Origin of the sequence: Enterobacter cloacae complex sp. SHL012 (assembly GCF_049237505.1) — a bacterium.
GTDB classification, from domain to species: Bacteria; Pseudomonadota; Gammaproteobacteria; order Enterobacterales; family Enterobacteriaceae; genus Enterobacter; species Enterobacter kobei.
The window spans coordinates 573,480-590,739 of sequence record NZ_JBMKIZ010000001.1; the positions used below are offsets into that span (position 1 = coordinate 573,480).

General features: G+C 56.5%; 15 protein-coding genes and 1 pseudogene. 2 read left to right on the forward strand and 14 right to left on the reverse strand.

Annotated features, from left to right (window positions below; genetic code table 11):
- Window positions 1–15: 15 nt before the first annotated feature.
- From pptA to ACOTY9_RS02805, 10 genes and pseudogenes are all read right to left on the reverse strand, one after another.
- Window positions 16–246: a tautomerase PptA gene (gene pptA, locus ACOTY9_RS02760; protein WP_014883932.1), complete on the reverse strand. Its 231-nt coding sequence runs from the start codon at window positions 244–246 to the stop codon at window positions 16–18.
- 37 nt (window positions 247–283) lie between these two features.
- The gene (locus ACOTY9_RS02765) at window positions 284–901 is read right to left on the reverse strand and encodes a glutathione S-transferase family protein (protein ID WP_014883933.1); all 618 of its coding nucleotides are present in this window, start codon (window positions 899–901) and stop codon (window positions 284–286) included.
- 41 nt (window positions 902–942) lie between these two features.
- A complete protein-coding gene (locus tag ACOTY9_RS02770; RefSeq protein WP_032636421.1) occupies window positions 943–1,830 on the reverse strand; it encodes an ABC transporter substrate-binding protein in 888 nt (295 codons plus the stop codon).
- 9 nt (window positions 1,831–1,839) lie between these two features.
- Window positions 1,840–2,613, reverse strand: a complete 774-nt coding sequence (locus tag ACOTY9_RS02775; protein ID WP_032636419.1) for an amino acid ABC transporter ATP-binding protein — start codon at window positions 2,611–2,613, stop codon at window positions 1,840–1,842.
- Complete coding sequence (locus tag ACOTY9_RS02780) at window positions 2,597–3,523, reverse strand: amino acid ABC transporter permease (RefSeq protein ID WP_032636418.1); 927 nt, start codon at window positions 3,521–3,523, stop codon at window positions 2,597–2,599. Before ACOTY9_RS02780 ends, ACOTY9_RS02775 begins: the two co-directional genes overlap by 17 nt.
- 9 nt (window positions 3,524–3,532) lie before the next feature.
- Complete coding sequence (locus ACOTY9_RS02785) at window positions 3,533–4,042, reverse strand: GNAT family N-acetyltransferase (protein WP_032636417.1); 510 nt, start codon at window positions 4,040–4,042, stop codon at window positions 3,533–3,535.
- Between the two features lie 9 nt (window positions 4,043–4,051).
- Window positions 4,052–6,315: pseudogene (locus ACOTY9_RS02790) on the reverse strand (NtaA/DmoA family FMN-dependent monooxygenase).
- Between the two features lie 17 nt (window positions 6,316–6,332).
- Window positions 6,333–7,454, reverse strand: coding sequence for an amidohydrolase (locus ACOTY9_RS02795; protein WP_421637302.1), 1,122 nt, complete (start codon window positions 7,452–7,454; stop codon window positions 6,333–6,335).
- A complete protein-coding gene (locus tag ACOTY9_RS02800; protein ID WP_045268199.1) occupies window positions 7,451–8,452 on the reverse strand; it encodes an LLM class flavin-dependent oxidoreductase in 1,002 nt (333 codons plus the stop codon). The genes ACOTY9_RS02795 and ACOTY9_RS02800 overlap by 4 nt, the downstream gene beginning before the upstream one ends.
- 110 nt (window positions 8,453–8,562) lie before the next feature.
- Window positions 8,563–9,102: an AAA family ATPase gene (locus ACOTY9_RS02805; protein WP_058689925.1), complete on the reverse strand. Its 540-nt coding sequence runs from the start codon at window positions 9,100–9,102 to the stop codon at window positions 8,563–8,565.
- 417 nt (window positions 9,103–9,519) lie between these two features.
- On the opposite strand from ACOTY9_RS02805, the gene ansP reads away from it, so the two are divergent.
- Window positions 9,520–11,016 (forward strand): L-asparagine permease, encoded by a 1,497-nt coding sequence (ansP, locus tag ACOTY9_RS02810; RefSeq protein ID WP_014883943.1) that lies wholly within the window; start codon window positions 9,520–9,522, stop codon window positions 11,014–11,016.
- Between the two features lie 93 nt (window positions 11,017–11,109).
- Here ansP and ACOTY9_RS02815 read toward each other — a convergent pair whose 3' ends face one another.
- A complete protein-coding gene (locus ACOTY9_RS02815; protein ID WP_348565484.1) occupies window positions 11,110–12,171 on the reverse strand; it encodes a YncE family protein in 1,062 nt (353 codons plus the stop codon).
- A gap of 243 nt (window positions 12,172–12,414) precedes the next feature.
- On the opposite strand from ACOTY9_RS02815, the gene pqqU reads away from it, so the two are divergent.
- A complete protein-coding gene (gene pqqU, locus ACOTY9_RS02820) occupies window positions 12,415–14,529 on the forward strand; it encodes a TonB-dependent receptor PqqU (protein ID WP_045268201.1) in 2,115 nt (704 codons plus the stop codon).
- Between the two features lie 120 nt (window positions 14,530–14,649).
- On the opposite strand, the gene ACOTY9_RS02825 is transcribed toward pqqU, so the two are convergent.
- The 3 genes from ACOTY9_RS02825 to ACOTY9_RS02835 form a co-directional block, all read right to left on the reverse strand.
- Window positions 14,650–15,318 carry a GntR family transcriptional regulator gene (locus tag ACOTY9_RS02825; protein WP_014883946.1) on the reverse strand — a complete coding sequence of 223 codons (669 nt, stop codon included), beginning with the start codon at window positions 15,316–15,318 and terminating at the stop codon, window positions 14,650–14,652.
- Between the two features lie 254 nt (window positions 15,319–15,572).
- A complete protein-coding gene (locus ACOTY9_RS02830; protein ID WP_023330497.1) occupies window positions 15,573–16,613 on the reverse strand; it encodes an NADP-dependent oxidoreductase in 1,041 nt (346 codons plus the stop codon).
- 63 nt (window positions 16,614–16,676) lie between these two features.
- Window positions 16,677–17,252 (reverse strand): helix-turn-helix domain-containing protein, encoded by a 576-nt coding sequence (locus ACOTY9_RS02835; protein ID WP_014883947.1) that lies wholly within the window; start codon window positions 17,250–17,252, stop codon window positions 16,677–16,679.
- Window positions 17,253–17,260: the final 8 nt, after the last annotated feature.

The following is a 17,260-nucleotide window of genomic DNA, read 5'->3' on the forward strand; positions in this document are numbered from 1 at the left end:
CACCCGGCATAAAAATTACATTGAATAACCCGGTTTCTTAATCAGGTCATCCATCTTCGGGGCGATCTCGGTATCCCAGACCTGGGCTTTCCAGTCTGCTTCCTGAACTTCATTCAGCGCTACCGAAATGGAACGGTCTTTACTGTTAAGATGGCGCGTAATCACTTCGGCAATATCGGCCGCCAGCGCGGTTTTTTGTTCGTCGTTGAGATCGCGGGGAAAGTATTTAATATCTACGTGTGGCATATGCAGGTTTCCTGTTGTGGTTGAGCGCTTCACGTTATCAGATAATTGTATTTGCCTTTAACACCTTGTGCAGTTCTGGCAGCTGACAGACGGTATCGGCGATCGCCGTAAATTTCGGGGTATTGGCAGCAAACCAGTCGTGACGAGGCCCCCAGGTGCGCGCCACGGCAATATACACATCCAGCAGCGTCAGCCGTTCTCCCAATGCAAACGGCGCGGCTTTAAGCTGACTTTCGAACCATAAATAGAGGGATTTCCGGTACGCAATGCAGTTTTTCTGCAACTGTTCCGGTGCGTCGGGCGCCCAGCGTTCGGGATAATCTGCAAACGTAAAAGTGGGATAGACGTTAGCCACAAACCAGATAAGCAAACGCTGAAACTGCTGGCGTTCGGCCTGCCCCACGGGCGGCGCAAGATCGGGACAACGGTCGAGTACCATCAGGGCAATCGCCGCCGTTTCGGTCATGATGGCGCCATTTTCCAGCGCCAGCGTGGGCACCTGACACAGCGGATTGAGCTTTTGCAGCAACTCACGCTGCGGACCAGGCTGGTCAAACCCGTCCACGTTCACAAACTGATAAGGGATATCGGCCAGGGTCAGCATCACTTCACTGATTGTCGAGCCCCAGCCGGGTACGCCATAAAGTTTCATCATGTTGCCCCCTCAGGGATGAAAACCCTAAGTGTAGAGCACCATTAGTAGGTTATCCCAGGCGGGTTGACCTCCGACTGCGTGACCGCTTCGCCCTGTTCACCCCAGCGCGCCAGCACCTTCTGGTACTCTCCCCGCGCAATCGCCCCGTCCAGCGCGGCCTGCAGGGCGTACACCAGCCCATTCCCCTTTTTCGTGGTCGTGGCGACAAAGGCTTTCTTTGGGCCTAACCCCACGACGCGCGTTTTTCCGGTGAGCGCCGCTTTCCAGGACGAAACCGACTGCGGACCAAAGAACACATCCGCCCGGCCAGACTGAATATAGAGATTGCCCGAGGCATCGTCGTGGAGATAGACCGGCAGCGCAGGTTCGCGTCCCGCCTTTTTGTTCTCCTCGTTCCAGCCCAGCAGGATGCGCTCCTGATTGGTGCCCGAGCCAACAATCACCTTTTTCCCGGCCAGATCTTCCGGGCTTTTGATCGACTGAATCTCGCTGGTGGATTTCACCGAGAACGCCAGCGAATCGACGCGGTAGGTCGCAAAATCAAACTTCTCTTTACGCTGTTCGGTCACCGCAATGTTCACCAGCGCCACGTCGTAGCGTCCGGAGGCGATCCCCAGCGGCCAGTCTTCCCATGCCGTCGGTATCAGCTTCAGCTTGAGCCCCAGGCTACCCGCCAGCAGGCGGGCGATATCCGGATCGCTGCCGATGCGCGTGCGATTGTCGCTGGCCAGCAGCGCCAGCGGTGGAGAGTTCAGCATGGAAACGGCAACCGTAAGCGTTCCCGGCTCAACAAACCTGTAGTTTGCGGGGATCTTCGCCACCGCCTGCCGATCCACCGTCACCGGCAGCGGCTGCTCGTTGGCCTGCACATCAATCCCGGCGTGGCTCACCGTCGTGAAGAACAACCCAACCAGACATTCATATTTCATCTGCGCTCCTTACAGCACTTTAGAGAGGAACTGGCGCGTTCGCGGGTGCGACGGACGGTTTAAAACGTCGTCGCTGTTGCCCTGCTCCACAATTTTCCCGTCGACCATAAATACCACCTGATCCGCCACTTCCCGGGCAAAGCCGATCTCATGCGTGACCACCACCAGCGTGGTGCCAGAGCGGGCCAGCTTTTTGATGACGTCCAGGACTTCCCCCACCAGCTCCGGATCCAGCGCCGAGGTAGGCTCGTCAAACAGCATTACGCGCGGACGCAGCGCCAGCGCACGGGCAATGGCAATGCGCTGCTGCTGGCCGCCGGAGAGATGGCGGGACCAGGCGTCCGCTTTATCTCTTAGCCCCACCACATCCAGCAGGCTATATGCCCTTTCCACCGCCTCTTTCCTGCTGAGCTTTTTATGCGCGATGGGCGCCTCTATCAGATTTTCCAGCACCGTGAGATGCGGAAAGAGATTGAAGTTCTGAAACACGTAACCCACGTTGACGCGCTGCTTGAGGATCTCGTTCTCTTTCAGTTCGTAAAGCCTGTCACCCTGACGACGGTAGCCAATGTAGTCCCCGTCGATCTGGATGAAGCCTTCGTCGACGCGCTCCAGGTGGTTAATGGTGCGTAGCAGCGTCGATTTACCCGAGCCGGACGGCCCGAGGATCACCGTTACGGAGCCCGGCGGGATCTCAAGCGTGACGTTGTCGAGCGCTTTATGGCGGCCAAAATATTTGCTGACGCCGGTAATTGAAATATGTCCTTCAGGAGAGGCTTGCATGGACGGGCTCCTGTGCTGGCGTGGTGGTGACAGCGCGGCTACGACGGGTGGCGCTGTTCTGGTTCACGGCGGAGCGGCGTTCGCTGCGGGCGAGCCCGCGCTCAACACCATACTGGATAGCGGACAGAACGGTGGTGATCGCCAGGTACCACGCGGCACCGACCATCAGCAGCGGGATCACCTCCTGCGTGCGGTTGTAGATCATCTGGATGGTATAGAACAGCTCCGGCATCGCCAGGACATACACCATCGCCGTACCCTTGGCGAGACTGATAATTTCATTGAACCCCGACGGCAATATGGTACGCAGCGCCTGGGGCAGAATGATCCGCACCGTGCGGCGCCATGCGGGCAGGCCGAGCGCGGCGGCAGCCTCATACTGGCCGTGATCGACCCCGAGGAATCCGCCACGAATGATCTCGGCGGTATAGGCACTCTGAACGAGGGTTAACCCCACCACCGCGGTAGAAAATTGCCCGAGCACGTTGATGGTTTCAAAACTGCCCCAGGTGATGCGGGTGAACGGTACGCCGATCGAGAGCGTGTCGTAGAGATAGGAGAAGTTGTAAAGGATGATCAGCACGACTATGAGCGGCAGCGAGCGGAACAACCAGATGTATCCCCACGCCAGGCTGCTTAACAGCCAGGAGGAAGAGAGTCTCGCCAGGGCCAGCAGGCCGCCAATCACCACGCTCAGCGCAGTGCCGATCAGGGTCAGCAGCAGGGTCTGCCCGACACCTGCGAGGATCACCGGGTCAAAGAACCAGCGGGCAAACACCGCCCACTCCCAGCGCGGGTTAAAGGCCACGGACTGGATCACAACGGCCAGGATAAACAGGGCCACCACGGCGCCGACGGTCCGCAGCGGATAACGCGCCGGGACCACCTTAATGGTTTCAACGTTGCTCATCGTCGTTCCTCATGCGGTTCTACTGAACGCTTCACGTACCAGCGTTTTGGTGAAACGCAGCCGACCGTCAAACGGCGGCTGGCTGTACTCTTCCGGGTCACGGGTGAGATCGAACTGCGGCTGGTATCCCTGGCTGAGATAGAGCCGCACCGCTTCCGGTTGACGAAAACCGGTCGTCAGGTAGATCTGGCTGTAACCCGCCAGCACCGCCCTGCGCTCCAGTTCCTGCACCACGCGGGCAGCAAGCCCCTGCTGACGCAGGGATTTGTCCGTCCAGATGCGTTTAATTTCGGCGGTCCGTTCATCAAAGGGTTTGTACGCACCGGTGGCGATAATCTTCTCGTCACGTTCCAGCACGATAAACAGCCCCTGTGGCGCTAAATACCACGCCGTGAGCTCCACTTCCGCGTCCTTAGAGAAGTAGTCGCCGTAGCGGGCGGCATATTCACCGAACAGTCCCTCGATAATCGGCTGCAGTTCGGCATCTTCCGGCGAAACATCACGAAATTGTTCACGCATAGCGCCTCCTTAATCTCCCAGACCTGCCGGGTTCACCTCGGAATGAGCAATGCGCTCAACCCCTTCTCCCCAGCGGTTTAGTACTTTGTCGTAATCGCCGTTTTTGATTACGCCATTAAGCGCGGTTTGCACCGGCTCGACCAGGCCGCTGCCTTTTCTCAGCGTGACCGCGATGTGCGCCGCTTTCGGCCAGCCGCCGTCCACGCTGCCGACGAGTTTGGTTTTGCCGTTGAGCGCCGCTTTCCACGCGCCAATCACGTTCGGGCCAAAGTAGGCATCCGCGCGCCCGGACTGCAGCGCCAGCGTTTGCGCCGCATCGTCTTTGGTGTAGATCGGAGTAAAGGGTTTCAGCCCTTTCCTGAGGTTCTCGGCATTCCATGCCAGCAGAATGGCTTCCTGATTGGTACCGGAGCCCACAATAATCCTGAGCCCGGCGATGTCCTCTGCTTTTTTAAGCGAGGTAATCGGGCTGGTCGATTTCACGTAGAAACCGAGGGAGTCCTTACGGTAGGTGGCAAAATCAAACTTCTCTTTGCGCGCTTTGGTGACGGTAATATTGCTGATGGCGGCATCGTATTTTCCGGACGCCACGCCCAGCGGCCAGTCTTCCCACGAGGTCGGCACCACGTTCAGCTCCAGCCCGAGGCTGTCAGCCACCAGGCGAGCGACGTCAACCTCGCTTCCCAACAGCGTTTTGTTGTCATCGGAGAAAACCGTAAGCGGCGGTTGATTCAGCCCCGCCACCGCCACGGTAAATTTCCCGGGCACGGCAAAGCGATAATCCTTCGGTAGCTGCGCCACCGCATCACCGTTTTTGACGGTGTTGATCGGCGTTTTATTGGCCTCAATACTCACGCCAGTGCCGTTAATCGTGACATTCTCTGCCCGGACGACAGGGGTAAAGGCCAGCGCGAGCGCCAGAATAAGCGATGTTTTCTGCATAGCGGTGTTCTCTTTTATTGTTGTGTGAACGTGTTTTTCGGTTGATCCAGACCTAAGCTGTCGCGCAGCGTGGTGCCGGGATAGTCGGTACGGAACAGGCCGCGGGCCTGCAAAACGGGCACTACCTGGTCAACAAAGCGCGGGAAGGTATCCGGCGTGCCGCCCTGAATGATGAAGCCGTCTGCGGCATAGCCTTCAAACCAGGCTTGAAGGCCGTCTGCAACCTCTTCCGGCGTGCCGGAAAAACGCGGGCGCGGCGACGCGGCTTCCAGCGCCACCTGGCGCAGGGTTAAGTTGCGTTCGCGGGCGTTACGCTTAATTTCATCGGTGGTGCTGCGGAAGCTGTTTTTGCCCAGATCGCCGATATCCGGGAACGGCTCGTCGAGCGGATACTGACTAAAATCGTGATGCTCAAAATAACGTCCGAGGTAATTAAGGGCATCGTGAATCGACACCAGCGCCGCCGTAGTCTGGTACTGGTTTTCCACGTCTTCGGCATCGTTGCCAACGATGACGCTGACGCCCTGGAAAATCTGTAAGTCAGACGCGCGCCGACCGTTCGTTTCCAGTTGCTGTTTCACGTCACGATAAAACGCTTTCGCTTCTTCGAAGGTGTCATGATGGGTAAAAATGGCGTCGGCATGTTTTGCCGCCAGTTTTTTCCCGTCATCCGACGCACCGGCCTGAAAGACAACCGGACGTCCTTGCGGCGTGCGACCAATATTGAGCGGCCCGGCGACCTGGAAGAAATCCCCGTGATGATTCAGGGGGTGCAGTTTAGCCGGGTCAAAAAACTGACCGCTCTCTTTATTACGTATAAAGGCATCCTCTTCCCAGGAATCCCACAGCCCTTTCACCACGTCCAGATACTCATCGGCAATGCGATAGCGCAGCGCATGTTCCGGGTGTTTTTCGCGGGAAAAGTTCTTCGCTGAACCTTCCAGCGGCGAAGTCACCACGTTCCAGCCAGCGCGTCCGTTGCTCAGGTGGTCGAGGCTGGCGAACTGCCGCGCCGTGGTAAAGGGCTCGCTGTAGGAGGTGGATAAGGTTCCCACCAGCCCCAGGCGCGAGGTAATACTTGCCAGCGCAGATAACACCGTTAAGGGCTCAAAACGGTTTAAAAAATGCGGGATCGATTTTTCGTTAATATAAAGACCGTCGGCAACGAATAAGAAATCGAGTTTGCCCTCTTCCGCTTTTAATGCCGTCTCTTTAACGAAATCAAAATTGATACTGGCATCCGCGACGGCCGCCGGATGACGCCAGGCGGACATATTTCCGGATGCGCCATGCAAAATGGTCCCGAGCCGCAGTTGACGATGTGCAGACATATTTACCTCATGATTAATCAGACGTGTTGCAGGGCGTGTTCCGCAAGCTGGGCAAAATAGCGGGCAGCGGGTTCAATTAAGGCTTCATCCGGATTAAATGCCGGGTGGTGTAAACCAAACGGACTGTTGCTGCCGATGCTGACAAACGCGCCGGGCACAGACTGGAGATAGACTGCGAAATCTTCTCCGCCCATATGTAGCTCGGCGTGATGGGTTTCATACCCCGCTTCACGGGCGACCGAGGTGGCGAAATCGGCCCAGCGTTGGTCATTGACCAGCGCAGTGGGCCCGGCAAACCAGGTGATATCAATCTGCGCGCTAAAGGCACTGGCAAAACCGGCCGCAATTTCCCCCACGCGGGCCTTCACGTTCTGCTGCACTTCCGTGCGGTGAGTGCGTAGCGTACCTTCCAGCTCAACGCTTTCCGGCAGCACGTTCCAGGTGTTGCCCCCGGCGATGCGCGTCACGCTCAGCACCACCGAATCCAGCGTATTCACATTGCGGCTGGCGACGCTTTGCAGCGCGGTCACCAGCTGGCTGGCCAGGAGAATAGCGTCGTTGCCTTCATGCGGGCGCGCGGCGTGCGCGCCTTTACCGGTAATGCGGATCGCGAAGCGGTCGACGTTGGCATAGAACGGCCCGCCACGGGTCGCGAACTTCCCCACCGGCAGGCCGGGCTCGTTGTGCATCCCAAAAATCGCGCTGACATCCTGCAGGGCACCGGCCCGCACCATGCTCTTCGCCCCCCCAAAGTTCTCTTCGGCTGGCTGAAACAGGATACGCACCCGCCCCTTAAGCGAGGCTTCCCGCGCTTTCAGTTTTAACGCTGCACCGAGGATCACGCTGGTATGGATATCGTGTCCGCAGGCATGCATCACGCCGGGCTGCTGCGAGCTAAACGGCACGCCGCTGCGCTCCTCAATGGGCAGGGCATCAATGTCTGCCCGCAGCGCGATCAGTTTGTTTCCGGTCCCGATCTCCGCCACCACACCGGTCGGCAGGTCGTAAGGCAGCGGCGTGATGCCCGCGGCTGACAGCCACCGGCGCAGGCGCGCCGTCGTTTCCACTTCCTGGCCGGACAGCTCCGGGTTCTGATGCAGCTCGCGACGCCAGGCAATCAGTTGTTCAACAAAGCTCATACGGTAACCTCCCTGTTCAGACGCGCCTCGGCCAGCAAACGCAGGGACTGCACGCGCGTTGCCCCCTCCGCAACCGGCGTGTCGATGATAAATTCGTCGATCCCCCACTGCGCGTGTAGCGCGTTCAGCTGTTCCAGCACCGACTCCGCCGTCCCCGCCAGCAGCGACTGGGCGCGACGGGCGATGCGCACCGGCTCGCTCCCGGCCTGACGGGCAAAGGCATAGGCCTGATCCTCGCTGGCGACGGTCACGCGCTGGCCGTTTGCCAGCTCAACACCCCACACTTCGACCTTCTGCGCCAGGGCTTCGGCCTCAACCTGGGTCGGCGCGATAATCGCCTGCACCGCCACTATCACCTCCCGCGCGCTGTTCTTACGCCAGGTCGAAACCACCTCGCGTAACAGTTCCGGATCTCCGTTCAGATGCGCGGCAAAGACAAAGTGCCAGTCGAGTGATGCGGCGAGCAGCGCGCTTTCCGTGCTGGCGCCCAGCAGAAAACCCTGTGCAGGTACTGGTGGCTGCGGCGTGGCGCGAACGGCTTCCTCCGCAGAGTGGTTTTCAGGGCGGATCCAGCGATCGAGCTGGGCCAGCTGTTCGGCAAAGCTGCCCTTTTCCTGCTGATCCAGCCCCAGCTGCAGCGCGCGGGTCGAGAGCGGTAATCCGCCAGGCGCTTTTCCGACGCCAAGATCCACGCGGCCGGGCGCCAGCGCGGCCAGCACGTTGAAATTCTCGGCGACTTTATACGGACTGTAGTGCTGGAGCATGACGCCCCCGGAACCGACCCGGATGCGCGTTGTTTGCCCGAGGATCCAGGCAATCAGCAGCTCCGGCGAGGGACTGGCAAGCTGAGGGGTATTGTGGTGTTCGGCAATCCAGAAGCGGTGATAGCCCAGATTTTCTGCCTGCTGCGCCAGCGCTAACGTACGCGCCAGTGCATCGGCAGCCGTTTCGTTTTCAGCGATGGGGCTTTTGTCCAGAATGCTGATTCGCCATGACATGTTGCGTTCTCGTTTGACTTAACATGTCGACATTATTAAAGGTGTATCTCACCACTGAGAAACAATTAATTTACATTTAGTTTTCTGGAAATCAGATATACAGCGCCCTGCTAGGGGTGAGTTTTCAGCGAAGCAATCAGCGCATCCGCCTCCTGGCGACGGGTGATGCGAACAAACTGAATGTGGGCGTATTGCGGGTTTTTCATATCAGCGTCGTAACGCTCGCGGTTAATGCGCCAGGTTTTAAGGGTCCAGATGATGATGGATTCCCGGCTGAAAAATGAGCGGCGGAAGCTTTCGCAGTTTCCGGTGCCAGGCCACAGTTCCTGTTGGTGCCATGCGCGTTTAAACGCGCGCGTCACCGCCTGCCAGAGCGTACGGATAAAACCGCAGTCCACCCACACGACCAGATCAACCTCACGCCATTTCACCGGGCGCGTGCGGTTGTAGTTGCCATCAAGCACCCAGCCGGGTGTGGCAGCAAGCGTATTTGCCAGCGTCTCCAGTAGCTCCTCATCGGGCGTTCCCTTCCATTCAGGGCGCCAGTAGAGCCTGTCCATCTCAATATAAGGGAGCGACAGTTCCGTCGCGATGCGCCGGGCAAGCGTACTCTTTCCGCTCCCGCTGGTACCGATAATATTGATTTTCACCGTTCCGCCTGGCCATGCTGAAGAAAACATTTCGGATCATATCGTTTTATTTTTGTTAATGAAATGCCCGTGACGCGCTGCCTCATTGCGCGCTACCTCAACGTAATTATTAAGGATTTCTGATGATTAAAGCAGCACTTCACTATTAGTTCTGTCTAAAAACTCGCCACGATTCAGCGTGTTGTAATCCTCATCTGCTCTGACCACACGATTTCCTTCGACCTGCATCACTTTCGACACGGTTATATTTTGCGTCGCTTATGAATTGCAGGTAGGATGCCTCGCCATGTTTCGCCTTATCCATACGCAGAATGACTGGGAAGGCGACATGTGTTTGCGCAGAAGCAATCGTTTGTATCGCTCTCTGCCAGGCAGGACTATCACGATAATGGTTCAGACAGGCAAACAGGTAACTCAATGAAAACAAGCAATAAAAGCGCAGCCGATCATCACGCTGCTAAACGTCGCTGGTTGAACTCCCATGAAGAGGGCTACCACAAAGCGATGGGCAACCGTCAGGTGCAAATGATCGCCATCGGCGGCGCTATCGGAACAGGTCTGTTTTTAGGTGCTGGTGCGCGTCTGCAAATGGCTGGCCCGGCTCTCGCCCTGGTGTATCTGGTGTGCGGGATCTTCTCTTTCTTCATTCTTCGCGCACTGGGTGAACTGGTGCTGCATCGTCCGTCCAGCGGGAGTTTTGTTTCCTACGCCCGTGAATTCCTCGGTGAAAAAGCGGCCTACGTGGCAGGCTGGATGTACTTCGTCAACTGGGCGATGACCGGTATCGTCGATATCACCGCCGTTGCGCTCTACATGCACTACTGGGGCGCGTTCGGTGACGTGCCGCAGTGGGTCTTTGCCCTTGGTGCGCTGGCGATTGTCGGCACCATGAACATGATCGGCGTGAAGTGGTTCGCCGAAATGGAGTTCTGGTTTGCGCTGGTAAAAGTGCTGGCGATTGTGATTTTCCTGGTCGTCGGGACCGTGTTCCTCGGCAGCGGTAAGCCGCTGGATGGCAATGCCACCGGCTTCCACCTGATAACCGATAACGGCGGTTTCTTCCCGCACGGTCTGCTGCCTGCGCTGGTTCTGGTTCAGGGCGTCGTGTTTGCCTTTGCCTCTATCGAACTGGTCGGTACCGCAGCGGGTGAATGTAAAGACCCGCAGACCATGGTGCCGAAAGCCATTAACAGCGTGATCTGGCGTATCGGTCTGTTCTACGTTGGTTCCGTGGTGCTGCTGGTTCTGCTGCTGCCGTGGAATGCCTATCAGGCTGGTCAGAGCCCGTTTGTCACCTTCTTCTCCAAGCTCGGCGTGCCTTACGTTGGCAGTATCATGAACATCGTGGTACTGACGGCGGCACTCTCCAGCCTCAACTCCGGCCTTTATTCTACCGGTCGTATCCTGCGCTCTATGTCGATGGGCGGTTCTGCGCCGAAGTTCATGTCGAAGATGAGCAAGCAGCACGTACCGTATGCCGGTATTCTGGCGACCCTGGTGGTGTATGTCTTCGGTGTATTCCTGAACTATCTGGTGCCGTCTCAGGTCTTCGAGATCGTTCTTAACGTGGCCGCACTTGGGATTATCGCCTCCTGGGCCTTTATCGTGGTTTGCCAGATGCGCCTGCGTAAAGCCATTAAAGAAGGCAAAGCCGCTGACGTCAGCTTTAAGCTGCCGGGCGCACCGGTGACCTCATGGCTCACCCTGCTCTTCCTGTTTAGCGTGCTGGTACTGATGGCGTTCGACTACCCGAACGGTACCTATACCATCGCCACCATTCCGCTGCTGGCCGTATTGCTGATCGCAGGCTGGTTCGGCGTACGTAAACGCGTTCACGAAATTCACAGCACCGCGCCGGTTCATCCTGATGATGAAAAACACGACGCACCGCTGGTGGAAGAGACCTCGCGTTAATAAAAAAGCCGGGTGGCGGCTTCGCCTTACCCGGCCTACATCTTATCGTTTTTGCAGGCCCGGTAAGCGCAGCGCCACCGGGCAATTCCCACATTAGAGTGCAATACGAATCACATCGTCTGGCTGAGTGGCTTCCTGCTGGCGAGTTGATTTTTGTTTCACCGTCACGTACAGGATTTTGCCATCGGCAGACAGTGCCAGGCTGTTCGGGTAGACAGGCGTGTCGAAGGTTTTTGTCACCTTATAAGACTTCGCGTCAATCACGCTCACTTTACCGGCTTCACGGTGCGTCACGTAGGCTTCATTGCGAGCCGGGTTAAACAGAACCGCCAGTGATTCAGGCGCCGCAATTTTCTCCATCACGCTGCCGTCTTTCAGGCTCACCACCAGCACTTCCGGTTGTTTTGAGTCGGTCAGGAAGGCACGCTGACCGGCGGTGTCCAGGCTCAAATTCAGGTAGAAGTGTTCTTTGCCGTCGTCCTGCACTTTTTTGCGGCTGAGGATGGTGTTGGTGGCGGTATCAATGGTGACCAGCTCGCCGTCCGCATTCGTTGTATACAGGCGTTTTGCCCTGGCATCAAGTGCCAGCCCGGTGCTGTAGGTACCCGTATTTGCGATGGTTCCTTTCAGCTTCAGCGTGGCGCCATCCACCACCCAAATCACGCTCTCTTTGCCCATCCCGGTGATGTAAATCGTGTTGCTCGCGTCATCTGCCACCAGCTGTCGCGGCTGCAGCGGTTTCACCGTTTCGCTGCGCTGGCGACTATCGAGCACCAGACGCCCTTTCACGTCGCCCGTTTTCGCATCAATGGCCGTCACCGCACCGTTGATCGTGTTACCCAACCACAGGGTTTGCGTCGCGCCGTCGAGGGTTGCACCAAAAGGTTTGAGATCGCTATGAATGGCCTGCGTGACCTCCAGCGTGGCAGGATCAAGACGATAGATAATCCCACCCTTGTCAGTTTTACGGCTTTGCGACGTCGCAACCCACAGCGCATTCTCCTGCTGGCTGACCGCCATTTCATAGGCACCTTTACCCACTGCTTTACGCAGCATCTCTTCGGCGGCATGCACCTGGAAGGTTCCGGCAAACAGTAAAGCGGCAGACAGCAGAGAGGTGCTCAGTCGCGGTGAGCACAGATGGCGTAAAGACATAACAATTCCTTTTTTGAAAAATGGGAGTACGGCTGACATCGCTTCCGGCTGGCAACGTCATGGCGTCGCCGTTATGATAATGAGAATAGTAATCATTAATGAGTTAAAAGTGGAGTTTTTCTTTCCCTTCTCGCCTTTCATTAACGCAATGTGCGGTTATAGTTTTCAAAACATTTACAAAACCTTTAACATGTATGGACATGTTCCATTTGGTTCGTTTACACCCCACAACCGGTTTTACTCATGAAAATCATTTCTGCCCGTAAGGCATCTCTCCCGCTGCTGCTGGTCCCCGTTGTTTTTGTGCCGCTTAGTGCGATCGGCGCAGAGGAACAAACCATGATCGTCAGCGCCACGCCGCAAACCGTATCAGAGCTTGATACCCCGGCGGCGGTCAGCGTCGTGAATGGCGATGATATGCGTCATGCCACGCCACGCATTAACCTCTCTGAATCGCTTGGCAGCGTTCCCGGGCTGCAAATCCAGAACCGGCAGAACTATGCCCAGGATCTCCAGCTTTCAGTGCGTGGGTTTGGTGCCCGATCAACGTTTGGCGTGCGCGGCATTCGCATGTATGTCGACGGTATCCCTGCCACCATGCCGGACGGACAGGGCCAGACGTCTAACATCGATCTCTCCAGCATTGACAGCGTTGAAGTGCTGCGTGGCCCCTTCTCTGCCCTGTACGGTAACGCCTCTGGCGGCGTGATTAACATGACTACCCAGACCGGGCAGCAGCCACCGACCCTTGAGGCGAGCAGCTATTACGGCAGTTACGGTACATGGCGCTATGGAATGAAAGCCACCGGCGCCATGGGGGACGGAACGCATGCGGGAGACGTGGATTACACGGTTTCGACTACCCGCTTCACCACCAAAGGCTTCCGCGACCACAGCGGCGCGCGGAAGAATCTGGCTAACGCCAAACTGGGTGTACGCATTGACGACGCCAGCAAGCTGACGCTGATTTTCAACAGCGTGGACATGAAAGCCAACGATCCGGGCGGGCTGAGCTATCAGGAGTGGCAAAACAACCCACGTCAGTCTCCGCGCGGCGATCAGTACAACACGCGCAAGACCATCAAGCAGACCCAGGCCGGTCTGCGCTATGACCGCCAGCTTAGCGCTCAGGACGATCTGAGCGTGATGATGTATGCCGGTGAGCGTGAAATGACGCAGTATCAGTCGATTCCTTATCAGCCGCAGCTGCGACCTTCTCACTCCGGCGGCGTGATTGATATGCAGCGCCACTATCAGGGCGTTGATACCCGCTGGACGCACCGTGGTGAGCTGCTGGTGCCGGTCACCTTCACCACCGGTCTGAACTATGAAAACATGAGTGAAGATCGTCGCGGGTACGAAAACTTCGTGATGAACAACGGCGTGCCGGATTACGGCGTTAAAGGCGATAAGCGTCGTGATGAACGCAATCTGATGTGGAACGTCGATCCTTATCTGCAAACCAGCTGGCAGTTAACGCAGAAACTTTCCGTCGACGCGGGCGTGCGTTACAGCTCGGTCTGGTTCGATTCCAACGACCACTACGTTACGCCGGGGAACGGCGATGACAGCGGTGACGCGAGCTATCACAAATGGCTCCCGGCAGGCTCGGTGAAATATGCGGTGACGGACGCGTGGAACCTCTATGCGGCCGCAGGACGTGGATTCGAAACGCCGACCATCAACGAACTTTCTTATCGCGCCGATAATCAGGGCGGCCTGAACATCGGCCTGAAACCTTCCACGAACAACACCTATGAAGTGGGCAGCAAAACCCGCATCGGTAATGGTCTGCTGACGGCAGCGCTGTTCCGCACAGACACAGATGATGAGATCGTGGTAGATGCCAGCGCTGGCGGTCGTACAAGCTATAAAAATGCCGGGAAAACCCGCCGTCAGGGGGTAGAAGTCTCTCTCGATCAGCAGTTTGCTGAGAACTGGAAACTGAAAATGGCGTGGACGTACCTGGACGCCACCTACCGCACCAACGTCTGCGGCGATGCCGAATGTAATGGCAACCGTATGCCGGGCATTGCCCGCAATATGGGCTTCGCGTCGTTTGGCTGGCAGCCAGAAGAAGGCTGGTACGCGGGTTCTGACGTGCGCTATATGAGCGACATCATGGCTGATGACGAAAACACGGCGAAAGCGCCGTCGTACACGGTGGTTGGGCTCAATACCGGGTATAAATTTAACTATGGCAACTGGGGGATGGACGTCTTTGGCCGCGTAGATAACCTGTTCGACAAAGAGTATGTCGGCTCCGTTATTGTTAACGAATCGAACGGGCGTTATTACGAGCCCGCACCTGGCCGTAACTACGGTGTTGGTCTGTCGGTCTCTTATCGCTTCGAGTGAGAAAAAAAGTAAAGTTTATTTTATAAATGAAATAATGCTCCTGATGGCAATAAGCCATCAGGAGTTATTCACCAGATAAATAATTAGGTGCGGGATATAGTCGCTCTGCTAAATAATCTCTTAGTTAAAATATTGTCGCTGTAAAAGCGTATTCGCTTCATCAATCAACTTATCAATCGCCTTCTGGCTGGCATCAACATCTCTTCTCTCAAGGGCTGAAAGCAGCTCGTCATAGTGATAAGTCGACACTTTGATGTCATCAAGCTCACGGTGAAGATAGTTAATACACGGGCCGATGCGCACCCATAGCTGTTCAATCAACGCATTCAGCGTCGGCATTTCGGCATACTGATAAAGCGTAAACCGGAAGACACGATTCGCATGGAGCGCCTGCTGGACGTTCCCGTTGCGCATGGCCTCATGAAATACGTCCGACAATTTGCGCAACGTCTCCAGCTTTTGCTCAGACATATTCTGACAGGCCGCGGCGACTGCCATGGGCTCAAGCTGTTTGCGAATGGCGTTAATTTCGTTATAACGATCCAGCGTGACCTCTGGCACCAGAAAGGCCTGCGCGGGCGTAGCGTGTAACGCCCCTGCCGACACCAGACGCAGCAGCGCTTCGCGGACCGGCGTAATACTGGTTCCCAATTTATCGGCAATCTCTTTCGTAATCAGCCGTGCGCCAGGTTTGAGGGAGCCTGTAATTAATGCTCCTTTCAAACTGAGTTCAACTTGCATGGTAAGACTGATCCTTTGGGCTTTTTCTAAGTGATCCAAATCAAGCATGTTCAATTCCTGTAGCTAAAACTTAATGCTATTTTTAAGCGTCGGTTTAATAAAACGACGCTGCTTCGATATATCCTGTATCGTCATGCCTGGTGGTGGGAAGTACGTAAAAACAGCAAAAAAAGCAAACTGTGATTTTTTATCGGCTTCGGGCGCATCCGGGATGATGGCGCGAAAAACCATGTCCGTTAATTAAAGACAATATATCGTATCTTCACAAATAAATATGGCGGGAAACCCCGCCATCATGCTTTTTATTTATTGTCACCCGCGACGCGAATCACGACTTTGCCGAAATTTCGACCTTCCAGCAGGCCAATCAGCGCCTCGGGCGCGTTCTCCAGCCCATCCGTGACCTGTTCACGATAGTGAATTTTACCTTCCTGCACCCAGCGCCCCATCTCGTCCTGGAACGCCTTAATGTGGTGGCCATAGTCCTGAGCGATAATGAACCCCTGCATCCGAATACGTTTCTTCAGAATGGTGCCCATCAGCAGCGGCAAGCGATCCGGTCCTTCAGGCAAGCCCGTCGCATTGTAGCCACTCACCAGGCCGCAAACCGGCACGCGCGCAGAGGTATTCAGTAGCGGCAGTACGGCGTCAAAGACTTTCCCCCCGACGTTTTCATAATAGACATCAATCCCTTTCGGGCAGGCGTGCTTCAGCTGGTCGGCAAAATCCGCCGCGTGGTGATCGAGACACTGATCAAACCCAAGAACATCAACGGCATGACGGCACTTTTCTGCCCCACCGGCAACGCCCACTACCCGGCAACCTTTGATTTTGCCAATCTGCCCAACGGTGGCGCCAACCGGACCTGTCGCCGCAGCGACCACCAGCGTTTCACCCGCTTTCGGTTGTCCGATATCCAGTAACCCCATATAGGCGGTAAAACCAGGCATACCCAGAATACCCAGCGACCAGGAAGGATGAGACGGATTGTCTCCCAGCTTGACCAGGCCGCTGCCGTCCGAAAGTTCATATTCCTGCCAGCCGCTGTAGCCCAGCACCCATTCACCGGGTTTGAAATCGGGATGGTTTGACTGCTCAACGCGGCTGACCGTTCCCCCAACCATTACGGCACCCACCTCTACCGGAGGGGAATAGGATGGCGCATCGCTCATGCGACCCCGCATATACGGATCCAGCGACAGCCAGACGGTACGAAGCAACAGCTGCCCCTCAACGGGCGTGGGAACAGGTTGTGTTTCCAGACGAAAATTTTCCGCGACCGGCGCGCCCTGTGGACGAGAAGCCAGCACCCAGCGGCGATTTTGCGAAACAGCGTGATTCATCAGGATCTCCTTCTGCTACAAATGTCATTACAGCCTGGCTCATGAACGGCGTTATCGCTTCCTTTACGAGCCCGACTGGTTAAGCCGTACAACCAGATAGACACAGCTTTCATTCGTTTCGTTGATGAAACGGCAGTCATTTGGCGGCCCAAGTTCAAGACAGTCACCGGCCTGCATCTCGTGGCGTGTGTCGCCTTCCTGAAACACCAGCTCGCCGGACTGCAGCCAGATGAGCTGACGAGCCAGCGCGTAAGACGATGCGGGCATCGGCACATCGCTCCCGGCAGGCAGTTCTACCTGAACAAGGTCGATGGGCAGATCGGTACGGGGAGAAACATGACGGCGGAGATAGTGCGTTTGCGGGTCGCGCCAGACAGGCTGGTTGGCAAGGCGCAGGAGTTTACCTTCCTGCATCTCCGCGCGTGCAATCAGCGTGGACATGCTGATGCCAAACGCGCCGGACAGGCGGGCAAGAAGAGTCGCTGTCGGGCTGCTGTCTCCGCGCTCAATTTTGTGGATCATCGCGCGCGAGACCCCTGCCCGGTCAGCCAGCTCGCTCAGGGACCATCCGCGGGACTCGCGCTCAAGACGAATTCTTGCACTAATTCGTTGATTCATTGTGTCTGTTATTGTGTTCATGACGTCAT